At 71.9% G+C, this 20,827-nt stretch carries 21 protein-coding genes; 5 read left to right on the top strand and 16 right to left on the bottom strand.

What is annotated here, in order from left to right:
• Positions 1 to 88 precede the first annotated feature (88 nt).
• The 3 genes from BBH68_RS18675 (at position 89) to BBH68_RS18665 (ending at position 2,787) form a co-directional block, all read left to right on the top strand.
• Complete coding sequence (locus BBH68_RS18675) at positions 89 to 1,333, top strand: helix-turn-helix domain-containing protein (RefSeq protein ID WP_079151067.1); 1,245 nt, start codon at positions 89 to 91, stop codon at positions 1,331 to 1,333.
• Between the two features lie 348 nt (positions 1,334 to 1,681).
• Positions 1,682 to 2,236 carry a peroxiredoxin gene (locus BBH68_RS18670; protein WP_065963904.1) on the top strand — a complete coding sequence of 185 codons (555 nt, stop codon included), beginning with the start codon at positions 1,682 to 1,684 and terminating at the stop codon, positions 2,234 to 2,236.
• An 11-nt stretch (positions 2,237 to 2,247) separates the two neighbouring features.
• Complete coding sequence (locus tag BBH68_RS18665; protein WP_065963903.1) at positions 2,248 to 2,787, top strand: alkyl hydroperoxide reductase; 540 nt, start codon at positions 2,248 to 2,250, stop codon at positions 2,785 to 2,787.
• A 121-nt stretch (positions 2,788 to 2,908) separates the two neighbouring features.
• Here the strand turns inward: BBH68_RS18665 and BBH68_RS18660 are convergent, their stop codons facing one another.
• The 5 genes from BBH68_RS18660 to BBH68_RS18640 all read right to left on the bottom strand — a co-directional run bounded on the left by BBH68_RS18660 (position 2,909) and on the right by BBH68_RS18640 (position 9,325).
• Positions 2,909 to 4,486: an AI-2E family transporter gene (locus tag BBH68_RS18660; RefSeq protein WP_065963901.1), complete on the bottom strand. Its 1,578-nt coding sequence runs from the start codon at positions 4,484 to 4,486 to the stop codon at positions 2,909 to 2,911.
• A gap of 138 nt (positions 4,487 to 4,624) precedes the next feature.
• Entirely contained in the window at positions 4,625 to 5,341 is a 717-nt protein-coding gene (locus tag BBH68_RS18655; protein ID WP_065963899.1) for a lytic transglycosylase domain-containing protein, read from the bottom strand.
• 414 nt (positions 5,342 to 5,755) lie between these two features.
• Positions 5,756 to 7,093, bottom strand: coding sequence for an RNA 5'-3' helicase PhoH2 (phoH2, locus tag BBH68_RS18650; RefSeq protein ID WP_065963898.1), 1,338 nt, complete (start codon positions 7,091 to 7,093; stop codon positions 5,756 to 5,758).
• A 403-nt stretch (positions 7,094 to 7,496) separates the two neighbouring features.
• On the bottom strand, positions 7,497 to 8,258 hold the full coding sequence (locus tag BBH68_RS18645) for an isoprenyl transferase (protein WP_065963895.1): 762 nt from the start codon (positions 8,256 to 8,258) through the stop codon (positions 7,497 to 7,499).
• 323 nt (positions 8,259 to 8,581) lie between these two features.
• Complete coding sequence (locus BBH68_RS18640) at positions 8,582 to 9,325, bottom strand: prepilin peptidase (protein ID WP_065963894.1); 744 nt, start codon at positions 9,323 to 9,325, stop codon at positions 8,582 to 8,584.
• Between the two features lie 144 nt (positions 9,326 to 9,469).
• On the opposite strand from BBH68_RS18640, the gene BBH68_RS18635 reads away from it, so the two are divergent.
• Positions 9,470 to 9,826: a DUF192 domain-containing protein gene (locus BBH68_RS18635; RefSeq protein WP_065963892.1), complete on the top strand. Its 357-nt coding sequence runs from the start codon at positions 9,470 to 9,472 to the stop codon at positions 9,824 to 9,826.
• Between the two features lie 126 nt (positions 9,827 to 9,952).
• Positions 9,953 to 10,363: a cold shock domain-containing protein gene (locus tag BBH68_RS18630; protein WP_065963890.1), complete on the top strand. Its 411-nt coding sequence runs from the start codon at positions 9,953 to 9,955 to the stop codon at positions 10,361 to 10,363.
• A gap of 128 nt (positions 10,364 to 10,491) precedes the next feature.
• Here BBH68_RS18630 and BBH68_RS18625 read toward each other — a convergent pair whose 3' ends face one another.
• The 11 genes from BBH68_RS18625 to cpaB form a co-directional block, all read right to left on the bottom strand.
• Complete coding sequence (locus BBH68_RS18625) at positions 10,492 to 11,799, bottom strand: SLC13 family permease (protein WP_174589049.1); 1,308 nt, start codon at positions 11,797 to 11,799, stop codon at positions 10,492 to 10,494.
• Between the two features lie 101 nt (positions 11,800 to 11,900).
• Positions 11,901 to 12,539, bottom strand: a complete 639-nt coding sequence (locus tag BBH68_RS18620) for an OmpA family protein (protein WP_079151066.1) — start codon at positions 12,537 to 12,539, stop codon at positions 11,901 to 11,903.
• A 7-nt stretch (positions 12,540 to 12,546) separates the two neighbouring features.
• Positions 12,547 to 13,164: a hypothetical protein gene (locus tag BBH68_RS18615; RefSeq protein WP_065963889.1), complete on the bottom strand. Its 618-nt coding sequence runs from the start codon at positions 13,162 to 13,164 to the stop codon at positions 12,547 to 12,549.
• 77 nt (positions 13,165 to 13,241) lie between these two features.
• Positions 13,242 to 13,991 (bottom strand): hypothetical protein, encoded by a 750-nt coding sequence (locus tag BBH68_RS18610; RefSeq protein WP_065963887.1) that lies wholly within the window; start codon positions 13,989 to 13,991, stop codon positions 13,242 to 13,244.
• An 8-nt stretch (positions 13,992 to 13,999) separates the two neighbouring features.
• Positions 14,000 to 14,164, bottom strand: a complete 165-nt coding sequence (locus BBH68_RS41995; RefSeq protein ID WP_170066575.1) for a hypothetical protein — start codon at positions 14,162 to 14,164, stop codon at positions 14,000 to 14,002.
• A 276-nt stretch (positions 14,165 to 14,440) separates the two neighbouring features.
• Positions 14,441 to 15,334, bottom strand: a complete 894-nt coding sequence (locus tag BBH68_RS18605; RefSeq protein WP_065963885.1) for a DUF5936 domain-containing protein — start codon at positions 15,332 to 15,334, stop codon at positions 14,441 to 14,443.
• A gap of 15 nt (positions 15,335 to 15,349) precedes the next feature.
• Complete coding sequence (locus BBH68_RS18600) at positions 15,350 to 16,288, bottom strand: type II secretion system F family protein (RefSeq protein ID WP_065963883.1); 939 nt, start codon at positions 16,286 to 16,288, stop codon at positions 15,350 to 15,352.
• A gap of 6 nt (positions 16,289 to 16,294) precedes the next feature.
• A complete protein-coding gene (locus BBH68_RS18595; RefSeq protein WP_065963882.1) occupies positions 16,295 to 17,653 on the bottom strand; it encodes a TadA family conjugal transfer-associated ATPase in 1,359 nt (452 codons plus the stop codon).
• Between the two features lie 174 nt (positions 17,654 to 17,827).
• Positions 17,828 to 18,253, bottom strand: coding sequence for a TadE/TadG family type IV pilus assembly protein (locus tag BBH68_RS18590; RefSeq protein WP_079151065.1), 426 nt, complete (start codon positions 18,251 to 18,253; stop codon positions 17,828 to 17,830).
• 4 nt (positions 18,254 to 18,257) lie between these two features.
• Positions 18,258 to 20,060 (bottom strand): CpaE/TadZ family protein, encoded by a 1,803-nt coding sequence (locus BBH68_RS18585; RefSeq protein ID WP_065963880.1) that lies wholly within the window; start codon positions 20,058 to 20,060, stop codon positions 18,258 to 18,260.
• Positions 20,061 to 20,116: 56 nt separating this feature from the next.
• Complete coding sequence (gene cpaB, locus BBH68_RS18580; protein WP_065963879.1) at positions 20,117 to 20,821, bottom strand: Flp pilus assembly protein CpaB; 705 nt, start codon at positions 20,819 to 20,821, stop codon at positions 20,117 to 20,119.
• Positions 20,822 to 20,827: the final 6 nt, after the last annotated feature.

Here is a 20,827-nt window from a genome sequence, read left to right as displayed (position 1 = left end):
ATCCATCGAACCGTTCGGAGGAAACCTCGGGGAGGAGCCGCACAGGGGGCCAGGGAGGGGCCACACTGAAGGGGAGAGGGGGCCTGCGGTGACGGATGATCGGCGACGGCAGTTCGGCGCGTACCTGGCACGTCTGAGGCGCGATGCCCATAAGAGTCAGCCGCAGCTTGCCGCAATGCTGTGTGCCGTCTCGGGCACTCAGTCCCTCACGCGGAACGAGATCTCCCGATGGGAGCGCGGAGGGCGCATCCCCGAGACCTGGCTTCCATGCATCGCGGACGTCCTGGGCGTTCCCGTCGGGGAGCTGGAGCGGGCCGCCGCATACGCCCGGGGTGAGTTGGAAGGGCCGCCGATCGGAGCCGCCGCGACCCTCTCTGAGGTCATCCCGGCGGGCGACCCGCTAGCGCCACTTGCCTCCCGGACCGGCCGCCGCATCGGAGGCGATGACGTGGCGAGACTCGCTGCTCGTGTGCATGGCTTCCGACTCGCTGACGATGTGCTCGCCGGGGGCGATCTCATGGCGCCCGTGTTCCGGGAACTCAATGCAGCAATGCGGCTGTACCGAGAGAGCGCACACACAGAAGCCGTCGGCCGCGCGCTTCTCGTCCAGATAGGCGAATTAGCCCAAATCGCCGGATGGATCGCCAGCGACGCCGGGCGACACGAACAAGCGGAACGCGCGTATCGCCTTGGCATCGAAGCGGCGCGGCAGGCAGGTGACAGTCCCCTGGTCGCGCATCTCGCGGGAAGCCTCGCCTACCAGCTCAGCAACACCGGGCAAGAACGCGCAGGGCTCGACCTGGCCCGCGCCGCCGTGGAGGAAGCCGGGCCGGATGCCCCGCCCAGGACGCGTGCGCTGTTCTTCGACCGCGTCGCGTGGGCGTACACGCGTGCCGAACAGGCGCAGCCCGCCATTCAGGCGCTCGGTCAGGCGCACGAGGCGTTGACCGAAGCCGATAATGAAGAGACTCCCCAATGGGCGTACTGGGTGAGCAGGGAGGAGCTTGAGGTGATGGATGCTCGGGTCTTCACCGAGCTTCACCGCCCGTTGCGCGCCGTTCCGCTGTTGACCGACGTTCTCCGCCGGTACGACGCCACGCACGCCCGCGAAGTCGCCCTGTACCGCTCATGGCTCGCCATCGCCCTGGCCGACGCCAACGAACCCGAGCAAGCGGCCGGGGAAGCCCGCCGCGTCGTCTCCGCGTCCGTCGATATGGCGAGCGACCGGACCGCATCGCGGGCCCGTGCCGTACTCCGGCGACTCCAGGACTTCCAAGAAGTGCCGGAGGTAGACAACCTGCTTCACGATCATGGTCATCTGCTGAGCGCGTAGCGGTTCCAGGGCGGGTGGCCGATCATCGGGGGCAACGCAGAGTAGCTGCCTCAGGCAGACCAGGCCCGACCTCCCTAGGCGAGTGGGCTCCCACCGGATCGTGGTGGGAGCCTCACTCTTTCGTGTCCGGCCATGGAGCCAGCCGGGCCGTTGGCCCAGGTCACAGTCACCTCAGAATAAGCTCGCGACCAGGACAGAGCCCGCACTGATAGGTACCCGCTATCAACAGTCGATCGCTTGCCTATTTCACTGATCAATGCCCGGTGTGGCACGGTTGCTGAGTCCAACCCCGAGGAAACCGCCACATAAGGGTTTCCTTACGCGAAGCGAAAGCTGCAAGGAGAGCACGTGCTCACTGTCGGTGACAAGTTTCCCGAGTACGACCTGACCGCCTGCGTGTCGCTGGAGAGCGGCAAGGAGTTCGAGCAGATCAACCACAAGTCCTACGAGGGCAAGTGGCGCGTGGTTTTCTTCTGGCCGAAGGACTTCACCTTCGTGTGCCCGACCGAGATCGCCGCGTTCGGCAAGCTGAACGACGAGTTCGCCGACCGCGACGCGCAGATCCTCGGCGTCTCCGGTGACTCCGAGTTCGTCCACCACGCCTGGCGCAAGGACCACGCCGACCTGCGTGACCTGCCCTTCCCGATGCTGGCCGACTCGAAGCACGACCTGATGCGGGACTGCGGCGTCGAGGGCGAGGACGGCTTCGCGCAGCGCGCCGTCTTCATCGTCGACCCGAACAACGAGATCCAGTTCACCATGGTGACCGCCGGTTCCGTGGGCCGTAACCCCAAGGAGGTCCTGCGGGTCCTCGACGCCCTCCAGACCGACGAGCTGTGCCCCTGCAACTGGAGCAAGGGCGAGGAGACCCTGGACCCGGTCAAGCTCCTCTCGGGCGAGTGAGCTGATCCGACATGGCACTCGACGACCTGAAGTCCGCCCTGCCGGACTACGCCAAGGACCTCAAGCTCAACCTGGGCTCGGTCATCGGCAACTCCGACCTGCCGCAGCAGCAGCTGTGGGGCACCGTGCTCGCGTGCGCGATCGCCTCGCGCTCGCCGCGCGTGCTGACGGAGCTGGAGCCGGAGGCGAAGGCCAATCTGACGCCCGAGGCCTACAGCGCCGCGAAGTCGGCCGCCGCCATCATGGCGATGAACAACGTCTTCTACCGGACCCGGCACCTGCTGTCGGACCCGGAGTACGGCACCCTGCGCGCGGGCCTGCGGATGAACGTCATCGGCAACCCGGGCGTGGAGAAGGTCGACTTCGAGCTGTGGTCGCTCGCGGTGTCCGCGATCAACGGCTGCGGGCAGTGCCTGGACTCGCATGAGCAGGTGCTCCGCAAGGCCGGCGTGGACCGCGACACGATCCAGGAGGCCTTCAAGATCGCCGCCGTGGTGCAGGCGGTCGGCACCACGCTCGACGCCGAGGCGGCCCTGGCCGCGAACGGCTGACGGCTGACGGCTGACGGCTCAGGCGTTACGTCGGTACGTACGTACGCCGTATACGCGCGAGGGGCGGCCCCACCACCCGGTGGGGCCGCCCCTCGCGCGTGCGCACGTGTACGGCCTGCCGCTAGCCGCTCCCGTCGCGCCGCGCCGGCGCGATCTCCACCGCCGTCGCCCCGTGCGGCCCCTGGGTCCGGCGCAGCGCGGCCTCCTGGTTGTACGACCGCAGATAGCCGACGACCGTGTTGGCGACCGCCACCAGCGGTACGGCCACCACCGCGCCGCCGATGCCGCCGATCAGCGAGCCGGCCGCGACCGAGAGCACCACGGCGAGCGGGTGGACCCGCACCGCGCGGCCGAGGATGAAGGGCTGGAGGATGTGGCCCTCGATCTGCTGCACGGCCAGCACCACCACGAGCACCATCGCCGCCGTCCACACGCCCTGGGTGACCAGCGCCACCACGACCGCCAGGGCGCCGGAGACCACGGCGCCGACGAGCGGGATGAAGGCGAAGAGGAAGATGAACACGGCGAGCGGGACGGCCATCGGGACGTCGAGGAAGAAGATGCCGACGCCGATGAAGATGGCGTCGATCAAGGCCACGAGCACCGTGCCGCGCACATAGGCGGTGAGGGTGGTCCAGGCGCGGGGGCCGGCGCCCGCCACGCCCTCGCGGGCCGGGGCCGGGACGAGCTTGAGGAACCAGGACCAGATCTTCGGCCCGTCGTACAGCAGGAAGAGCGTGCTGAACATCGCCAGCAGGATGCCGGTCAGCACCTCCACGACGACCGTGACGCCCTCCAGGCCGGCCGAGGTGATCTCCTCGGTGTTGGCGCCGATCGCGTCGCGCAGGCTGTTGGCGACCTGGTTGATCTGCTTCTCGGTCACGTGGAACGGGCTGTTGAGCAGCCAGCGCCGCAGGTCGTCGATGCCCGCCTGGACCTTGCTGGACAGGTCGTCGACGTTCTCCATGACCTGCCAGACCACGAACCAGATGACCAGCCCCATGATGACGAAGCCGGAGATGAAGGTGATGGCGGTGGCCAGGCCGCGGGGGACGCCCCGGTTCCGCAGCCGGGTGACGGTGGGCTCCAGCATCGCGGTGATCAGCAGGCCGACGGTGAAGGAGAGCACCACCAGTTCGACCGCGCTGATGACGGTCATCAGGACGTAGACGGTGCCGGCGAGCACCAGCAGCCGCCAGCCGACCTCGGCGGCGACCCGGACACCCCAGGGGACGGCGGCGACGGGGTCGGGCCTGGCGGCGACGGCGGGGGCGTAGGCGGGCGGGGCGGGCACGCTGGCCGGCTCCCGGCGGGCCGGGGGCTCGGCCGCTCCGTCGGGGAGGGCCGCGCCGGGGGACCCGGGCTCCGGCGCCGGCCGGGCCCCGCCGTCGGCGCTGCTGTTGTCGCCGCTGTTGTCGCTGCCGCCGGGGCTGTGCTCGCTGCCGCTGCCGCTGCCCCCGAGGCTGTTCTCGCTGCCGCTGCCGCTGCCGTCGCCCGGCACGGCGCGGTCGTAGCCGTCGTAGCCCACGGCGCGGCCGTGGCCGGCGGCCTGGTCCCGGCTCGCGGCGGCCTGCGCGTCGTACGGGTCGTACGGGTCGTACGGGTCGGTGTCGGCGGCCCCGGCACGATGCTCCAGCCGTTCGGCCAGCCGCGTCAGGCCGGCGCCCATTCTGCCGACCCAGTGTGGCAATGCGGACATCTCGCTTCCCCTACCCCCAGTTCCCCCGCGGTCGTCGGGAAGACGTTACAGGCTGGGGACGCGGGAAACCCCCGGCCGGTTGCGGTCGGGGGTTTCGCGAGGTCGAGCGCCGGGGGCGACCGAGTGAGCCGAGAGGCATCAGTAGTAGTGGTTGGCCTGCCAGAACGACCAGGCGCCACAGGGGCTCTGGTAGCGGTCGTTCATGTAGTTCAGGCCCCACTTGATCTGGGTGGCCGGGTTGGTGCGCCAGTCGGCGCCCGCCGAGGCCATCTTGGAGCCGGGCAGCGCCTGCACCAGACCGTATGCGCCGGACGAGGCGTTGGTGGCCTTGTAGTTCCAGCCGCTCTCGTGGCTCACGATGTTGCTGAAGCACTGGAACTGGTCCGCCGGCACGATCTGGCGCGCCATGGACTGGACCTCGGCGATGGTGTACGAGGCCTGCTGCGTGAAGCTGCCGGCGTCGCGGGTGGCCGAACGGCTCGCGGCGAGCTTCTTCTTGGCCTCCTCGCGATCCTTGGCGGCCTTGGCCTCGGCGGCCGCCTTCTCGGCGGCCAGCTTCTTGGCCTTCGCGTCCTTGGCGGCCTGCTTGCGAGCGGCCTCCTCCGCGGACTTCTTCGCCTCCGCGTCCGCCGCGGTGGACTGGACGTCCGCCTGCTGCGTCAGGGACGCGGTCTGCGCCACGGCCTGCTGGCCGGCGGGTATGTCCGCGAGGAGCGTCGAGTCGGCGGCCGTCGCCTCGTACGAGGGGTCGGTCGAGCTCTGCTCGCCCCCCGCGGCGACACCGACGACAGCGCCCACAGTGGTGACCGCGGTGGCGGAGGCCACTGCGAATCCCCGGACCGAAATCCGGCTCACACGGTTTCCTTCCAGCATCGCCCGCTTAGGTGACCTCGCGGACGCAATCGTGCCCCCTGACGCTGGCCTCCCCTTGTTCCGTCCCCCTGTCGTACAGGGGAATGGCTGGCCACGGGAGGCGCTGGCCCGGTGGACCCTCCCAGGGAGGGCCGCAAGGTGCTCGGGCGGCGTACGGCGAACGCTGTTTAGTTCTGATACTGCTGTGATTCCGTACCGCTGGGGGTACTGGTGTGCCGTACGCGGGGCCTGACAGGACCCACACACTGCCGGAAGCGGACGCCCGGAGGCAATTCTTCGTTGCGTGTGAAAGCTCACACGCCGTTTACTCCCCAGGATTTCCGGAAAACCAGGCGCGCCAAGACGCCGCGCCGCTAAGCTCTTTCGGCTCGGCGGCGCGGCGTCCGGTCAACTGCCTCAGATATGGCCGTCTTCGAGCATTTCGGTCACCAGCGCCGCGATCGGCGACCGCTCGGAGCGGGTGAGGGTGACATGCGCGAACAGCGGGTGTCCCTTGAGCTTTTCGACCACCGCCACCACGCCGTCATAGCGCCCGACGCGGAGATTGTCCCGCTGTGCCACGTCATGGGTGAGTACCACCCGGGAGTTGGCGCCGATGCGGGACAAAACGGTCAGCAGGACGTTTCTTTCGAGTGACTGAGCCTCGTCCACGATCACGAAGGCGTCATGGAGGGAGCGGCCCCGGATGTGGGTGAGCGGCAGCACCTCCAGCATCCCGCGCCCCACGACCTCCTCGATCACATCCGAGGTGGTCACCGCCGACAGCGTGTCGAACACCGCCTGGGCCCACGGGCTCATCTTCTCCGCCTCGGTGCCCGGCAGATAGCCCAACTCCTGCCCGCCCACCGCGTACAGCGGCCGGAAGATCATTACCTTCCGGTGCTGCCGGCGCTCCAGCACCGCCTCCAGGCCGGCGCACAGCGCCAGCGCCGACTTGCCCGTGCCGGCCCGGCCGCCCATCGAGACGATCCCGATCTCCGGGTCGAGCAGCAGGTCGAGCGCGATGCGCTGCTCGGCGCTCCGCCCGTGGATCCCGAACGCCTCGCGGTCGCCGCGCACCAGCCGCACCTGCCCGTCCGGCGTGACCCGGCCCAGCGCCTTGCCGCGCTCCGACTGGAGCACCAGGCCCGTGTGCACCGGAAGCTCCGCCGCCTCGGGGATGTACGCGGTCTCGGCCGCGAAGAGGTCGTCCACCTGCTCGGCGGAGACCGTCAGCTCGGCCATCCCGGTCCAGCCCGAGTCGGTTATCGCCAGTTCCGCGCGGTACTCCTCGGCGAGCAGCCCCACCGACGACGCCTTGATGCGCAGCGGCAGGTCCTTGGAGACGACCGTGACGTCGTACCCCTCGGCCTGGAGGTTCCTGGCGACCGCGAGGATCCGCGAGTCGTTGTCGCCCACCCGGCCGCCGTGGGTCAGGAAGGCGGCGGGCAGCACGCCCGGGTCGGAGTGATTGAGCTCGACACGCAAGGTGCCGCCCAGATCGCCGATCGGGATCGGGGCGTCCAGCCGGCCGTACCGGATCCGGTACTCGTCCAGCAGGCGCAGCGCCTGGCGGGCGAAGTAACCCAGCTCCGGGTGGTGCCTCTTGGACTCCAGCTCGGTGACCACGACGACCGGCAGCACGACCTCGTGCTCGTCGAAGCGGGCCATGGCATTCGGGTCGGCGAGCAGGACGCTGGTGTCGAGGACATAGGTGCGCCGGTCGTGCTCGCGGCGTTTCTTGCTGGTCACCACGGGTGGACGAACCCCCTCGGGAGAGGTTGGGGTGCGACGGCGTCGCGGGAACGGGTCCCCCGGCCCGCAGGCGGGGGACGGACCGGGCTCAGGCCCTGCGGGGAGGGCCGAGCGCCGGCCCTCCGCGTCATACGCACGATCCGCACAGTCGTCCGTGTGCAAAGGGCCTCCCGGACGGACGGCGCATGCCGCCCGCTGGCAGTTCGACCCCCTTAGGACAGGTGGGGCAGGGCGTCGACCTGGAAGGGATATTCCCTCGAACGAGCGCGGCCATGCAATGGCATATGACGGCGCGCACATGAACGTTGTGAGACCCGCCCGTAGCCGGAGGGGACGGGGGGCGTAGCGGAAACCGTACGGACGGGTGAGCCGCCCGGGCCCGACTGCCGTACCGCGTACGGGACTAGTAGCCGTACCGCCGGTGACGTGCGGCGTAGTCACGCAGCGCGCGGAGGAAGTCGACCTTGCGGAAGGCGGGCCAGAAGACCTCGCAGAAGTAGTACTCCGAATGGGCGCTCTGCCAGAGCATGAACCCCGACAGCCGCTGCTCGCCGCTGGTGCGGATGACCAGGTCCGGGTCGGGCTGCCCACGGGTGTACAGGTGTTCGGAGATGAGGTCGATGTCGACGATCTCGGCCAGCTCCTCGAAGCTGGTGCCCTTGCTCGCGTGGTCGAGCAGCAGGGACCGCACCGCGTCGGCGATCTCCTGCCGGCCGCCGTAGCCGATCGCGACATTGACGAGTATGCCGTCGACGTGGTCCGTGGCCTGCTCGGCCTCCTTGAGGACCACCTGGGTACGGGCGGGCAGCAGGTCCATGGTGCCGACGTGGTGGATCCGCCAGCGCCCGTCGGCGGCCAGGTCGCGGACCGCGTCCTCGATGATGCCGAGGAGCGGGATCAGCTCCTTCTCGGGGCGGTCGAGGTTGTCGGTGGACAGCATCCAGAGCGTGACGACCTCGACGTCCGTCTCGTCGCACCAGCCGAGCAGCTCCTGGATCTTGCTCGCGCCCGCCTTGTGCCCCTGCTCGGTGGTTCCCCCGGCCGCGCGGGCCCAGCGGCGGTTCCCGTCGAGGATGACGCCGATGTGCTTGGGCACCTGGGCGTGGTCGAGGCGGCCTTCCACCCGGCGTGCGTAGAGGCCGTACACCAGGTCGCGCAACTTCACGTCTTCCAGCCCCTCAGTGCCTTGCAATGCCTTGCGATGGCGGTCCGCCCAAGGCCGACACCCTACTGCGGGTGGGGGGCGCTGGCGAACCGGATGCGCCCCCTGGCGCTACTACCCACCCCCCAAGGGATTACGCTCCGTGACCATCCGGTGAGCGCTCCGTCGGGGGTGGCGGCCGGTACGCCCCGGAATCACCCACAAAAGAAGCGGGCCGGTCCGTGGGGGGGATACGGACCGGCCCGAGGGGGGGCTTCCACCATAACGCTTTGTGAGGGATAGTCCAGGCACCGACGAGCAAGAGAATGAGTGTCGTCCGGCACTCCCTAGGCGGCGAGTCCCCCGAGCAGCAGGCCCGCGCAGGCGCCGAGGATCATGAAGGGGCCGAACGCCATCCCGGTCCCGCGCGTCGCCCGGCGCGTCGCCAGCAGGACGACGGCGTAGCAGGAGCCCAGCAGCAGCCCGGCGAACGCGCCCAGGACCAGCACCGCCCAGCCGTACCAGCCCAGCGCGATCCCCAGCCCCAGGGCCAGCTTCACATCGCCGAACCCCATCCCGCTCGGCCTGATCAGGAAGAGCACCAGATACGCCCCGCCCAGCGCCGCCCCGCCCAGCAGCGCCCGGCGCCAGGACCCGGCGCTGTGCGGCAGCAGCGACGCCACGCCGAGCAGCGCGGCCGCCCCGGCCGCCAGCGGCAGCGTCAGCACGTCCGGCAGCCGGTGCACCGCCCGGTCCACGCCCGCCAGCAGCACCATCGGCGGCGCGAGCAGCAGCCACACCGCCAGCTCGGGGCGCGCCCCGACGGCCGCCGCGAGCGCCGCGCACACCAGCGCGGTGAGGGCGGCGGTCACGGGCGCGCCCGCCCCGTAGTCCCGCTCCCCCGCCCGGCAGCCCGGGCAGCGGGCGAGCCCCAGCCAGCCCCGGGCCGCCCCGGTGAGCGCGTGGCCGCGCGGACAGGCCGTCCGCCACGGCTCCTCGGGCTCCACGGCCAGCCGATAGCGGGCTCGGGGCACCAGCAGTCCGGCCGCGGCGCCGTAGCCGGCGGCCAGGAGGACCAGGGGCACAAGCACGGGCCGAGCCTACGGAAGCGGGGGCGGGTGCGACACTCGACCCGACTCAACCGGGAGCGGCGACACAGCGGCACCGGCGGCGACGGGCACGGGCCGCCGGGCATCGGCGACGGGCATCGGCGACGGGCGGAAGGGCGGGCGGGGATGGGGCGCTGGCGGGACGGCACGGGAACGCTGCGCGTGGGCGCCACCGACATCCCCCTGGAGGTCGCCGCCTCCTACCGGGCCCGCACCCGCGGGCTGCTCGGCCGGGACGGGGTGGCGGGCGCGCTGCTGCTCACCCCCGCGAGCAGCGTCCACACCTTCGGGATGCGCTTCGCCATCGACGTCGCCTACCTGGACCGCCGGCTGACCGTGCTGGCCGTGCGCACCATGCGCCCCGGCCGGCTCGGGCTGCCCCGGCCCCGCGCGCGCCATGTCCTGGAGGCCGAAGCCGGGGCGATGGAACGCTGGGGGATACGGGCCGGAGCCCGCGTCGCCGTCCATCCGCCCGCCGCGTAGCCGCCCGCCCGACGCATGGCCGCGGCACCGGCCGAGCTGTACGCTGAGGCCTCGGTGTCATGGTTGGACACCCTCGATCGCGTATCGGGGTCGTTGAGGTAGAGGTACAGGGGTAGGGGTTGCACGGTGACAACCACGGGCAAGATTCTGCGGTTTGACGAGTTCCGCGGCTATGGCTTCATCGCTCCCGACGACGGTGGCGAGGACGTCTTCATGCACGCGAACGACCTGCTGGACGAGAAGCACCTGTTCCAGCCGGGCAGCAAGGTGGAGTTCATCCCGGAGTACGGCGACAAGGGCCCCAAGGCGTCCGAGGTCCGGATCATCCAGCGGGGCGTCGTCCGGACCCACGTGCCGGGCCCGTCCCCGGACTCCGGCGACGACACCATGTGCGACGTGCTGTCGGTGTCCGAGTTCCGGCAGGAGCTGACCGAGGCGCTGGTCGAGGTGGGCGGCACCCTGACCGCCGACCAGATCAAGCAGATCCGCCGACGGGTGATCGAGCTGGCCCAGGCGCACAACTGGATCGAGTCCTGAGCGGCCGGCAGCGCCGTATCCGAACCGCCGCGCGGGGAGCCTCCCCGCGCGGCGGTTCCTTTTCAGCCGCCGGTGGCCCGTAGCTCAGCCGCCGGTGGCCCTCGGCTCAGCCCCCGGTGGCCTTCTGCTCAGCCGCCGGTGGCCCGCAGCATCGCCCACAGCGCGACCGTGGCCGCGGCCATCGTGGCCGGGGTGGTCAGCAGCCCGAGTCGGGTGAAGTCGCCCAGGCCGAACTCGCCGGAGCGGCCGGTCACGCCGGCGCCGCGCACCACCCGCCGCCACAGCAGGGTGGCCAGCGAGCCGACGTAGGTGAGGTTCGGGCCCAGGTTGACGCCGATCAGCACGGCGAGGACCGGGCCGGGCCCGCCCGCGGCGGCGATCGGCAGCAGCGCGAGCACCGCGGGCAGGTTGTTGACGAGGTTGGCCAGCACGCCCGCCACCCCGGCGATCGCGAGCAGCGCGGGCAGACCGTCCCCGCTGGGCAGCAGGTGCGCCAGGCCGGTGCGCAGCCCGCCCGCGAGCACCGCCTCGACCACGATCCCGAGCGCGAGCACGAACAGGCAGAACAGCGGCGCGGCGGCCGAGACGACGCCCCGTACGGTCTCCCGGCCGCGCGCCACCGCGCGCACCGCCAGCACCAGGGCGCCCGCACAGGCCGCCCAGGCCGGATCCGCGCCGACCAGCGAGGTGACGACGAACCCGCAGAGCGTGAGCGCCAGCACGACCAGGGCGAAGACCGGCACCCCGGGCCGCCGGCCGGGCGGCGGCTGGGAGGTCCCGGCGGCCAGGTCGGCGGCGAAGTAGCGGCGGAAGACCAGGTATTCGATGCCGATGGCCACCAGCCACGCGGGCGCCATGAGCACGGCGAACCGGGTGAACGACAGCCCACTGGCCTTCAGGGCCAGCAGATTGGTCAGGTTGGAGACCGGCAGCAGCAGGGACGCGGAGTTCGCCAGGTGGGCGCACGCGTACAGGTGCGGGCGCGCCCGGGCGCCGAGCCGGCCGGCGGTGGCGAGCACCACGGGCGTCAGCAGCACCACGGTGGCATCCAGGCTGAGCACGGCGGTGACCACCGCGGCCACCGCGAAGACCCCGGCCAGCAGCCGGTCCGTACGGCCCCGGCAGGCCCGGGCCACCGCGTCCCCGGCGGCCTCGAACAGCCCCTCGTCGGCGCACATCCGGGCCAGCAGCAGCACCGCGGCCAGAAACCCGACGACCGGCAGCAGCCTGTGGGTCACCTGGCACACGTCCGGGACGGAGACCGCCCCGACCGCCACCACCAGCCCGGCGGCGGGCACCGCGGCGACCGCCTCGGGCCACCCTCGGGGCCGTACGACGGCGAAGGCGAGCACGCACAGCAACAGGGCGACGGAGACTGTCTCGGCGAGGGCGGTGCTCAGGGGGACTCCCGGTCCGGGTGCGACAAACGCAACCATCATGGGACATGCGCCCGGACGGACATCCAGGGGCCCCCGGCGAACCGCGCCGGCGCGAACCGAGCACCGAGCCGGCGCGAACCGAGTCGGCGCGAACCGAGCTAGCCCGCGCGGCCGAAGCTGACCTCGACCCGGCGGTTCTTCTTGCGCCCCTCCTCCGTGGAGTTGTCCGCGATCGGGTACTGCTCGCCGTAGCCGCGGATCTGGTAGTGGACGGAGGAGTCCAGGTTCGCCGAGAGCGCGCGCTGGACGGCGTCGGCCCGCTCCTTGGACAGCTTGAGGCCGTGCAGCGCGGAGCCGAGGTCGTCGGTGAAGCCGAAGACGCGGACGGTGGTCGCGTTCTGCTTCTCGATCTCCTGGGCGATGGCCTTGATCCGCGCGCCGGCCTCGCCGCCCAGCTTGGAGCTGTCCTTGTCGAACAGCACCTCGGCCTGCAGCGCGAACTTGACCTTGGCGTTGGTGTCCTCGCGGCGCTCGTCCCCGTCGTCGGTCTCGACGACGGACTTGATGTCCAGCACCCGGCCGGGGGCCAGCTTGGCGCTCCCGGGCATCCGCAGGTCGGGGTCCTTGGCGTCGATCTTCGTGGGGGGCGTGGTGTCGGCGGGGGCGCCGGGGCCGCTGTCGGCGCGGGCCGCCGGGGACGGGGTGACCAGGAGCGCGGTGGAGGCGAGCGCGACGAGGACGGAGCCCCGGCGGGCGCGGGCGCGGCGCCCGGCTCGGCCGTCGTGGAGTGTGGTCATCGCCCGCTCATCCCGTGAGCTCGATGCTGACCGACGGCATGGTCGGGATCTGGAAGTCGACCTTGGTCACACCCGACGGCGGCGCCGGGAACTGGGCGAACAGCGGGCGGCTCTCGTCCGGCTTGATGCCCGAGAGCCCGGTCGTGCACAGGCACTCCCCGTCGGTGTCCCGCAGCACCAGATAGCGCTTCTTGCCGGCCTCGTCGACGAGCGAGGCGCCCGACACGGAGGACCGGGACTTCATCTCGGTCTCCTTGGAGCGCCAGTCCACCGCGTTGAACAGCTGGTCCCCGTGGTTGGTCACGGTCCCGTTCACGGTGACGAACCCGCCGCTGTCCCGGACGGCGGAGTGCAGGGTGACGACGATCCCGTTCGGGCCCTTGATCTCGCCGATGGTCTTGTCCGAGTCGGCCGCGGGCTCGTTCCGGTTGTCGTCCCCGCCGTCGCTGCCGCCGTCGTCCCCGGCCCGTCCGTCGTCCTTGGCGGCCGTGGACTTCGGCGAGGCGCCGTCGTCCCGCTTCCCGCCGTCGTCGCTGCCGCACCCGGCCACGGCGAGGGCCAGAGCTGCCGCGAGTGCCCCCATGGCGGCCCCCCTCCGGGCCTTCGTCGTGTGCCGAATGCTCATCACTCGCTGTCCTTTACTCTTCGGGTGCCTCAGTCGGTGCCTCAGTCGGTGCCTCAGTCGGTGCCTCAGTCGGTGCCTCAGTCGGCGAGATGTACGGAGAACAGGTCCTTGGCGTCGGGGAAGAGGTCGAGGCGCTCGGGGTCGATGGCGATGTCCTCGCCCTCGCAGACCAGGTCGATGACGGGCTTCTCGTCCTTGCCGTCGTCGTCCTTGCCGTCATCGTCCTTGCCGTCATCGTCCTTGCCGCCGCCGTCCCCCTTGCCCCCGCCGTCCTTGCCGCCGTCGTCCTTGCCGCCGTCGTCGCCCTTGCCGTCCCCGGTGGGGTCGGGCAGCGGGGACGGCTCGTCGAGGACGCAGCGGGGCTCCACCACCGCCTTGGCCTTCGCGGTCGCGTGCTTGGTCTCCGTACCGGGGATGACGGACTTGCCGACCGCCTTGCGGGTCTTGACCGTGACGGTGAAGGAGACGGGCAGATAGCCCGGGACGCATCCGCCGGAAACGACGTCCGCGTCGTTCTCGCCGGCGAACCACTGCGCCTGGTCGCACGGGTCGTGCGGCGGGTCGAAGCCCCGGCCGGTCAGCAGCTCCTCCCAGGAGGCGCCGTCGGCGATCGCGTCGAGCAGGCCCTTGCGCACCTGGTCGCGGAAGTCCTCGGCCGCGCCGAGCGCCGCCGCGTCGGCCGCGGTCTGCCCGCCGTTGCGGGTGGCGCCCGCCTGGCCGACGGCGAAGAGGGCGAGGGCGAGGAAGAGCAGGGCCGCCACGGCGGTGATGTAGATCGGGAACGCCTGCCCCGCGTCACCGGCGAGGCGGGAGCGGCGAGCGGTCACGGGCCCGGTCAGATGTCGACGACCTCGGAGATCTTGTCGGAGATGGCGTTCGCGATCATGCTGCCGAAGTCCGTGGTCGACAGGACGAGGACGATGGCGACCACCACGGCGATGATGCCCAGGTATTCGATCGAGGTCTGCCCCCGGTCGTTCCGCATGACGCGCTTCCCCATTGTGTTCCCCTCCATGGGTGGCCTTACCGCTCAGGTCCGGCGACTCAACCCCCGTGGTGCCGCTCGCGACACGAGCAAAGTACGCCGGAATACCTGCCCGGGAACAGTGCCTCATCCACCATTGCCTGCCCATTTCGAAGCGTTCGAACGACAGCTTCGCGTTCCGGCGGGCGCGGCCCATGCGATTCACCCCCTCCCGGCCCCGAGGAGTTCTCCGTGACCGACTGTCCCACATCCCATTGCAATCGCGAAGGCACTTCGGCGAATCCGGCGCCCTCAATCCCCCGTGATGGAGCCGAAGTCCGTGCCCGAGCCGATGAAGAACCCCGCGATGAGCAGGATCATCGTGCCGGGCACCATGAAGGTCGTGACCACCATGGTCGCCTTGGGCACCGCGCGGGCCGCGCGCCGCCGGGCGTTCTGTGCGTCGGTGCGCCGCATGTCGTTCGCAATGGCGATCAATGTCTCGACGATCGGAGCGCCGAGCTCCTCGCCCTGCTGGAGCGCGGTGACGAACTGGGCGACCTGCTCCGAGTCGTTCCGCTTCCGCAGTTCCTCGAACGCCTGTCTGCGGCTCACCCCCATGTCCATTTGCCGAAGTGTGATGCGGAGTTCATCCGCCCAGGGGCCCTCGTACTTCTCCGCGACCCGGTCCAGCGCCTGCCGGAAGCCAAGACCGGCGCTCACCACCACCGCCAGCACGTCCAGGAAGTCGGGCAGCGTCCGCTCGATGGCGGCCCTGCGCTCCCGCACCGCCGCCCAGATGCCGACCTCGATCCAGAACAGCCCGAAGGCGACCAGCAGCAGGGCCAGCAGGAGCTGCCCCTTCATCAGCATCACCAGGGCGCCGCCGAAGCCGAGGGCGCCGTACACCGCGCGCCGCGCCGCGTAGCGGTCGACCGTCAACCCGGCCGGATTGCCCGCCAGGTCGATCCGGCGGCGCACCTTCGCGACCCGCTTCTCCCCCATCAGCCGCAGCACGAACGGGGCGTAGCGCATGCCCAGCCGGTCGACGGCCGAGCCGACCGCCGTCGTGCGCGTCGCCCCGACCTCCAGCGCCACGGCCAGATCGGCGGGCAGCTTGGCCTCGCTGCGATAGAGCCGTACGCCGTACGCGACCCCCGCCACCGACAGCCCGGCCGCCAGCGCCAGCAGTACACCGATCGTCATGTCCGCCGCCCCCTCTCAGACGTCGATCTTCGACATGCGGCGGATCAGGAAGAAGCCGATCCCGTACAGCGCGAAGGCCGCCACCACCGCGGCCTGGCCCCAGAAGGACGAGGTCATCCGGTCCAGGGAGCCCGCCGCGATCCTGTTCATCAGCAGCAGCGTGCCCACCCCCATCAGCGGGACGACATACGCGGTGACGGTGACCTGGGACAGCTGGGTGCGGACCTCGCGCCGGGTCTCCTTGCGCTCCTCCAGCGTCTGGGTGAGGTTGCGCAGCGAGCTGACGACGGTCCCGCCCGCGCGGTTGGACAGGACCAGCGTGGTGACCAGGACGACCAGCTCCCGGGACGGCAGCCGCTCGGTGAGTTCGCCCAGCGCGTCGTCGATCGAGTGGCCGACGGCCAGCTTGTCGGCGACCTTGGCCAGCTCCTCCCCGGCCGGGGCCTCCATCTCGTCGGCCGCCATGCCCAGCGCGGTGCGCAGCGCGAGCCCCGCCTGGGTGGCGTTGGCCAGGATCCGGGACAGCTCGGGCAGCTGGTTGATGAACTTCTCGATCCGCTTCTGCCGCTGCCAGTTGAGGAAGGCGAACGCGGACCAGACGGCGACCACGGCCGCGATCGGCCCGAAGAACGCCGCCAGCAGCGACGCCGCCACCACCCACAGCCCGAGGGCCGCCCCCGCCGTGTAGACGAAGAACTCGCCGGGGGTGAGCTCGAGACCCGTCGAGGCCAGCCGCAGCTCCAGCCTCCGCCCGAGCCGGGTGGCGCGCAGCCACCGGTCCACCCGCGCGAACCGGCGCCGCCGGCCGGACAGCGGCAGCCGCCCGGTATCGGAGAGCCGGTCGAACAGGGCCTCCTGGGCCGCCCTGCCCCGGGCGTAGGTGAGCACACCCGCGACGCCCAGCGCGCCGCACACCAGCGTCGCCCCGACCGTCAGCACCGCCAGTCGGTCCATGTCCGGCTACCTCCGCTCCGTCGGGCCGTACGCCGCGCCGCGCACGCTCAGCTGCGCCGGGAAGGCGGCGACGCCGAACGCGGGCGGCACCGACTCGCTCGCCAGCCGCAGCCGCTCGGCGGCCCGCTCCGGGAGCGGGAAGTACGAGAACCGCCCTCGCACCACCCGGTCCCCGCCCATCGGCTCGGCGTCGAACCGGCACACGGTCGCGATCCGGTAGTCCTCGTGGCCGTGGCTGTCCAGCAGCGCGATCTCGCTGATCCGCCGCGAGCCGTCGGCGTGCCGGACGAGCTGCACGATGCAGTCGACCGCGCTGTTGATCTGGTCCCGCAGCGCCTCGTACGGGATGGCGACATCCGACATCGAGGCGAGCGTCTGGAGCCGCATCAGCGCGTCCTCCGCGCTGTTGGCGTGCACGGTGGCCAGCGAGCCGTCGTGGCCGGTGGACATCGCCTGGAGCATGTCCAGGGTCTCCCCGCCGCGCACCTCGCCGACGATGATGCGGTCGGGGCGCATGCGCAGCGAGTTGCGCACCAGGTCGCGGATGGTGATCCGGCCCTTGCCCTCGACGTTGGGCGGGCGGGACTCCAGCCGGATGACATGCGTCTGCTGGAGCTGCAGCTCGGCCGCGTCCTCCACGGTGATGATCCGCTCGCCCTCCGGGATCAGCCCGGAGAGGGAGTTGAGCAGCGTCGTCTTGCCGGAGCCGGTGGGCCCGGACACCACGACGTTGAACTTCGCCCGCACCAGCGCGGCGAGCAGCAGCAGCATCTGCTCGTCCAGCGTGCCCATGCCGATCAGCTCGTGCAGGGTGTAGGCGCGCGGGAAGCGGCGGATGGTGAGCGTGGCGCCGGTGAGCGCGAGCGGCGGGATGATGACGTTGACCCGCTCGCCCGACGGGAGCCGGGCGTCCACCATCGGATTCGACTCGTCCACGCGGCGGTTGACCGTCGAGACGATCCGCTCGATCGTCTGCATCAGCTGTTCCTCGGACGCGAAGCGCACCGGGACGAGTTCGACCCGGCCCGCGCGCTCCACGAAGATCTGGTCCGGGCCGTTGACCATGATCTCGGTGATCGAGGCGTCCTCCAGGAGCGGTTCCAGCACGCCGAGGCCCAGCGCCTCGTCCACCACGCGGCGGATCAGCTGGGACCGCTCGGCGGTGGACAGGACCGGGCCCTCGCGGCTGATGATGTGCCCGAGGACGCGCTCCAGGCGGGAGCGGCGCTCCCCGGCGGCCAGCGAGGACATCTCCGCGAGGTCGATCTCCTCGAGCAGCTTGGCGCGGTAGACGGAGACGAGATGCCCGTCCTCCCGCCCCTCACCGGGCCCTTCGGGCGCGGTGATGCGTGCCCGCAGGCTCATCGGTGTCCTCCTCGTGCCGGTCGTCTCGGGGCCGGTGGTCTCGGTGCCGGTCGTCTCGGTGTCGGTCGTCTCGGTGTCGGTGGTCTCGGTGTCGGTGTACGGGGGCGGGGGCGGGTGCGCTTGCGGTCCCGGCGCGGGTGCGGGGGTGCCGCGTGGTGGGCCCCGGGCGCCGGGTCAGCCGTCGTCGCACGGCATCGTCGCGCTCCTCTTCGCGTTTCCGAAGCTCGCTCCGGGGATCACCGACGGGATCGCCACCGTCGCCGTCGCCCGCGCACGGCCGTCCCCGCACGGGACCACGCTGATGTCCGCGCCGTCCGCCAGCCAGCCGCTCATCGCCGCGACCCCCGCGGCCGCCGGGCTGGTCCGCACCTCGTCCAGCGACGCCGTACGCGCCGCCGCGCGGGCCGCCGTCCCCGCCTGTTGCGCGGCGTACGCGGCCAGGCCCAACTGGACGGCGGCCAGCGCGACGAGGAGCAGGACCGGCAGAAACCCGAGAAACTCGATCGAGGCCGAGCCCCGCTCCCGGTCCCGGTCCCGCTCGCGCGCAGTGCGCACCCCACACCGGGCCGCCGCCCCGCGCGTCACCGCCTCGGAAGTCACCGCCTCACACCCCCTCCGCCTGCTCGTCCGCCGCGCCCGCGGTGCCCGTGACCGGCCAGGGGAAGTCCGCGGCGCCGGGGAAGAGCACCGGGACGTGCACCTTCACCGTGGCCTTCCACACGCCGTCGGCGCCCTGCCCGCAGGTGATCTGCGCGCTTTCCTGCCAGGCGCTCGGGAGGTCGTCGAGGGCCGCCGCCTGGCAGGTGGCCGCGTCGCCGCCGACCGCGGCGCCCGCGCGGGCGGCCTTGTCGGCGGAGTTGCCCGCGAGCGAGTAGGTGTAGCCGAGCAGCACGAACTGCCAGATGACGGCCAGCACCACCAGCGCGAGCGGCAGCACGCCGAGGAACTCGACCGCGACCTGGCCGCGGTCGCCGCCCCGCTTGCGCAGGAAGCGCCCGGAGGGCGTGGAGGGGACCTCGCGCAGCGAGTCCGGGCCGGTGCCCGTGCCGGCGCCGGCGCCCGTCGCGGGGTCGGCGCCTGGCGCGTCGCCGCCCGCCCCTATGGCACGGCGGCGCCGCATGCCCGTCAGCGTGCGGTCGGCGGGGCCCGGTGGGCCGCCGCGGTGCGCCCGGCCGCCGCCGCCCGCGCCCGCGCCGCCGCGTCCCCCGCCGCCCCTGCCCTCGGCGGCGCCGGGCGCCTCGACCAGGCCCAGCTCGCCGGCCAGCCCCCACAGCGCCTGCTTGACGGCCGACTTGGCGTCCAGGTCCTGCATCCGGCCGGAGTCGACGGCCGGCTGCAGCTCCTTGTACCCGGCGGGGACCACCGTGCGGGCCATGCGGGTGCCCGTGGCGCGCTCGATCAGCTGGGGCTGGATCTCCGCGCTGCGGGTGTGGCGGTTGACGACGCCGATGGTGTCCTCGGCCTTGCGGATCTGCAGCCGGTCCCAGAGCCGGACCATGCGCTTGGCGGCCCGCACCGCGACCACGTCGGGGGTGGTGACCAGCAGCGCGAGGTCCGCGACCTCGACGGTGGCCGCGCCGGCCGAGGTCATCTGCGTACCGCAGTCGACGATCACCACCTCGAAGCGTGACCGCAGCGCGCTGACGACCTGCCGGGCCGCGCGGTCGGTGACCTCCTCGCCGCGCTCGCCCTCCCCCGGCGCGAGCAGCAGCCCGAGGCCGGTCTGGTGGGTGAAGACCGCTTCCTGGAGGACGCGCGGGGTGATGTCGTTGATCTGCGCCAGGTCGGCGATCGACCGCCGGAACTGCACATCGAGGTAGGAGGCGATGTCGCCGGACTGGAGGTCCATGTCGACGAGCGCGACCCTGCGGCCCGCGGCCTGCGCGGCCAGCGCGAGCTGGACGGCGGTGACCGTGGTGCCGACCCCGCCCTTGGCGCCGGCCACGGCGACCAGCTTCCCGCCGGGCCCGGTGGCGAGCGCGTCGCCACCGCCCCCCAGGTGGCGCCGTACGCCGCCGGCCCACTGGGCGGCGGCCTGGACGCGGGCGGCCAGCTCGTCGTACGACAGCGGCAGCCCGGCGACGCCGCGGGCGCCGGAGTCCATGGCGGCGGAGTACAGGGCGGGCCCGGCGTCCCCCGTCATCAGCACCACGCCCACCGCCGGGAAGCGCAGCGCTATCTCCCGGATGAGCTCGAGCGCGGGGGCCGGTCCGATGCGCTCATGGACCAGCACCACCTCCGGCAGGTCCTCCAGGGAGGCGGCGGCCAGCGCGGCGAGCGAGTCGAGCAGGCGGGTGGAGTCGCCGACCGGCGGGGCCGGTTCGACGCCGGGGAGCTGGCCGAGCAGCCCGCTGAGCGCGCGGGCGGCGTCGGCGTCACCGACGGCCGGAAGGATTCTGATCGTCACCGGGGCACCGCCTCACTCATGGTCCCGCGGCGCGCCGCTGGTCGCCGCGCCGCTTGTCATTTGTCGCCGTCGAGGGTGTAGGTGCGGTCGCGGGGGGAGACGGTGTCGTCGTCGCCGGGGGCGACGAGGGCGAGCCGTACGTGGGTGGCGAAGGACTCGGCGTACGCCACCCGCTGAGCGTCGCCGGTGTCCAGCGCAAAGGTGATGGGCACGGCCTTGTCGAGACGCCGGCTGTCGTCCTGGTCCGGCTCCAGCGCGGTGAGCTTGCCGACGTCGATGACCTCCGCGTCCGCGACGATGAGCTTGGAGACGGGTTCGTCGTTGCGGCCCTTGCCCTCGAAGGTCGCGTAGATGTTCACCCTCGAGCCGGGGTTGATCTTGCCCGCGACGCCGGTCGCCGCGTCGATCATGATGGCGATCTCCTGCTGCCCCGCCTTGAGCGCCGGGCGCTCCACGATCATGTCGGCCTGGAGCAGCGAGCCCTTGCGCAGCGGGGTGACGGCGATCTTGCCGCGCACGTCGGCGAGGTCGGTGACGGCCGTGGACGGCAGCCATCGCTCCGGCATCGATATCTTCTCGAACTTGCCCGCGTCCAGCGCCTGGTAGGCCGGGACGTCCGCCTTGAGCTTGTACGCGGTGGTCTCGGGACCGACCTTCGACTGCACGTCGCGGATGACGGACAGCACTCCGGCGAACGCGCCGCCGGCGCACAGGACCGACAGGAGCAGCAGGATGACTCCGCGGCGCTGGCGTGAATTCATGGACGC

It is taken from the genome of Streptomyces sparsogenes (genome assembly GCF_001704635.1).
In the GTDB taxonomy this organism is placed as follows: domain Bacteria; phylum Actinomycetota; class Actinomycetes; order Streptomycetales; family Streptomycetaceae; genus Streptomyces; species Streptomyces sparsogenes.
This window is presented reverse-complemented; position numbering and strand designations above follow the sequence as displayed.

Coding starts and splice junctions, on each gene's coding strand:
- BBH68_RS18605 (WP_065963885.1), bottom strand. CDS start 15,334: ATGACGATCGGTGTACTGCTGGCGCTGGCGGCCGGGCTGTCGGTGGCG.
- BBH68_RS41995 (WP_170066575.1), bottom strand. CDS start 14,164: ATGGGGAAGCGCGTCATGCGGAACGACCGGGGGCAGACCTCGATCGAA.
- cpaB (WP_065963879.1), bottom strand. CDS start 20,821: ATGAATTCACGCCAGCGCCGCGGAGTCATCCTGCTGCTCCTGTCGGTC.
- BBH68_RS18615 (WP_065963889.1), bottom strand. CDS start 13,164: ATGAGCATTCGGCACACGACGAAGGCCCGGAGGGGGGCCGCCATGGGG.
- BBH68_RS18660 (WP_065963901.1), bottom strand. CDS start 4,486: ATGTCCGCATTGCCACACTGGGTCGGCAGAATGGGCGCCGGCCTGACG.
- BBH68_RS18595 (WP_065963882.1), bottom strand. CDS start 17,653: ATGAGCCTGCGGGCACGCATCACCGCGCCCGAAGGGCCCGGTGAGGGG.
- BBH68_RS18600 (WP_065963883.1), bottom strand. CDS start 16,288: ATGGACCGACTGGCGGTGCTGACGGTCGGGGCGACGCTGGTGTGCGGC.
- BBH68_RS18665 (WP_065963903.1), top strand. CDS start 2,248: ATGGCACTCGACGACCTGAAGTCCGCCCTGCCGGACTACGCCAAGGAC.
- BBH68_RS18635 (WP_065963892.1), top strand. CDS start 9,470: ATGGGGCGCTGGCGGGACGGCACGGGAACGCTGCGCGTGGGCGCCACC.
- BBH68_RS18620 (WP_079151066.1), bottom strand. CDS start 12,539: ATGACCACACTCCACGACGGCCGAGCCGGGCGCCGCGCCCGCGCCCGC.
- BBH68_RS18625 (WP_174589049.1), bottom strand. CDS start 11,799: ATGGTTGCGTTTGTCGCACCCGGACCGGGAGTCCCCCTGAGCACCGCC.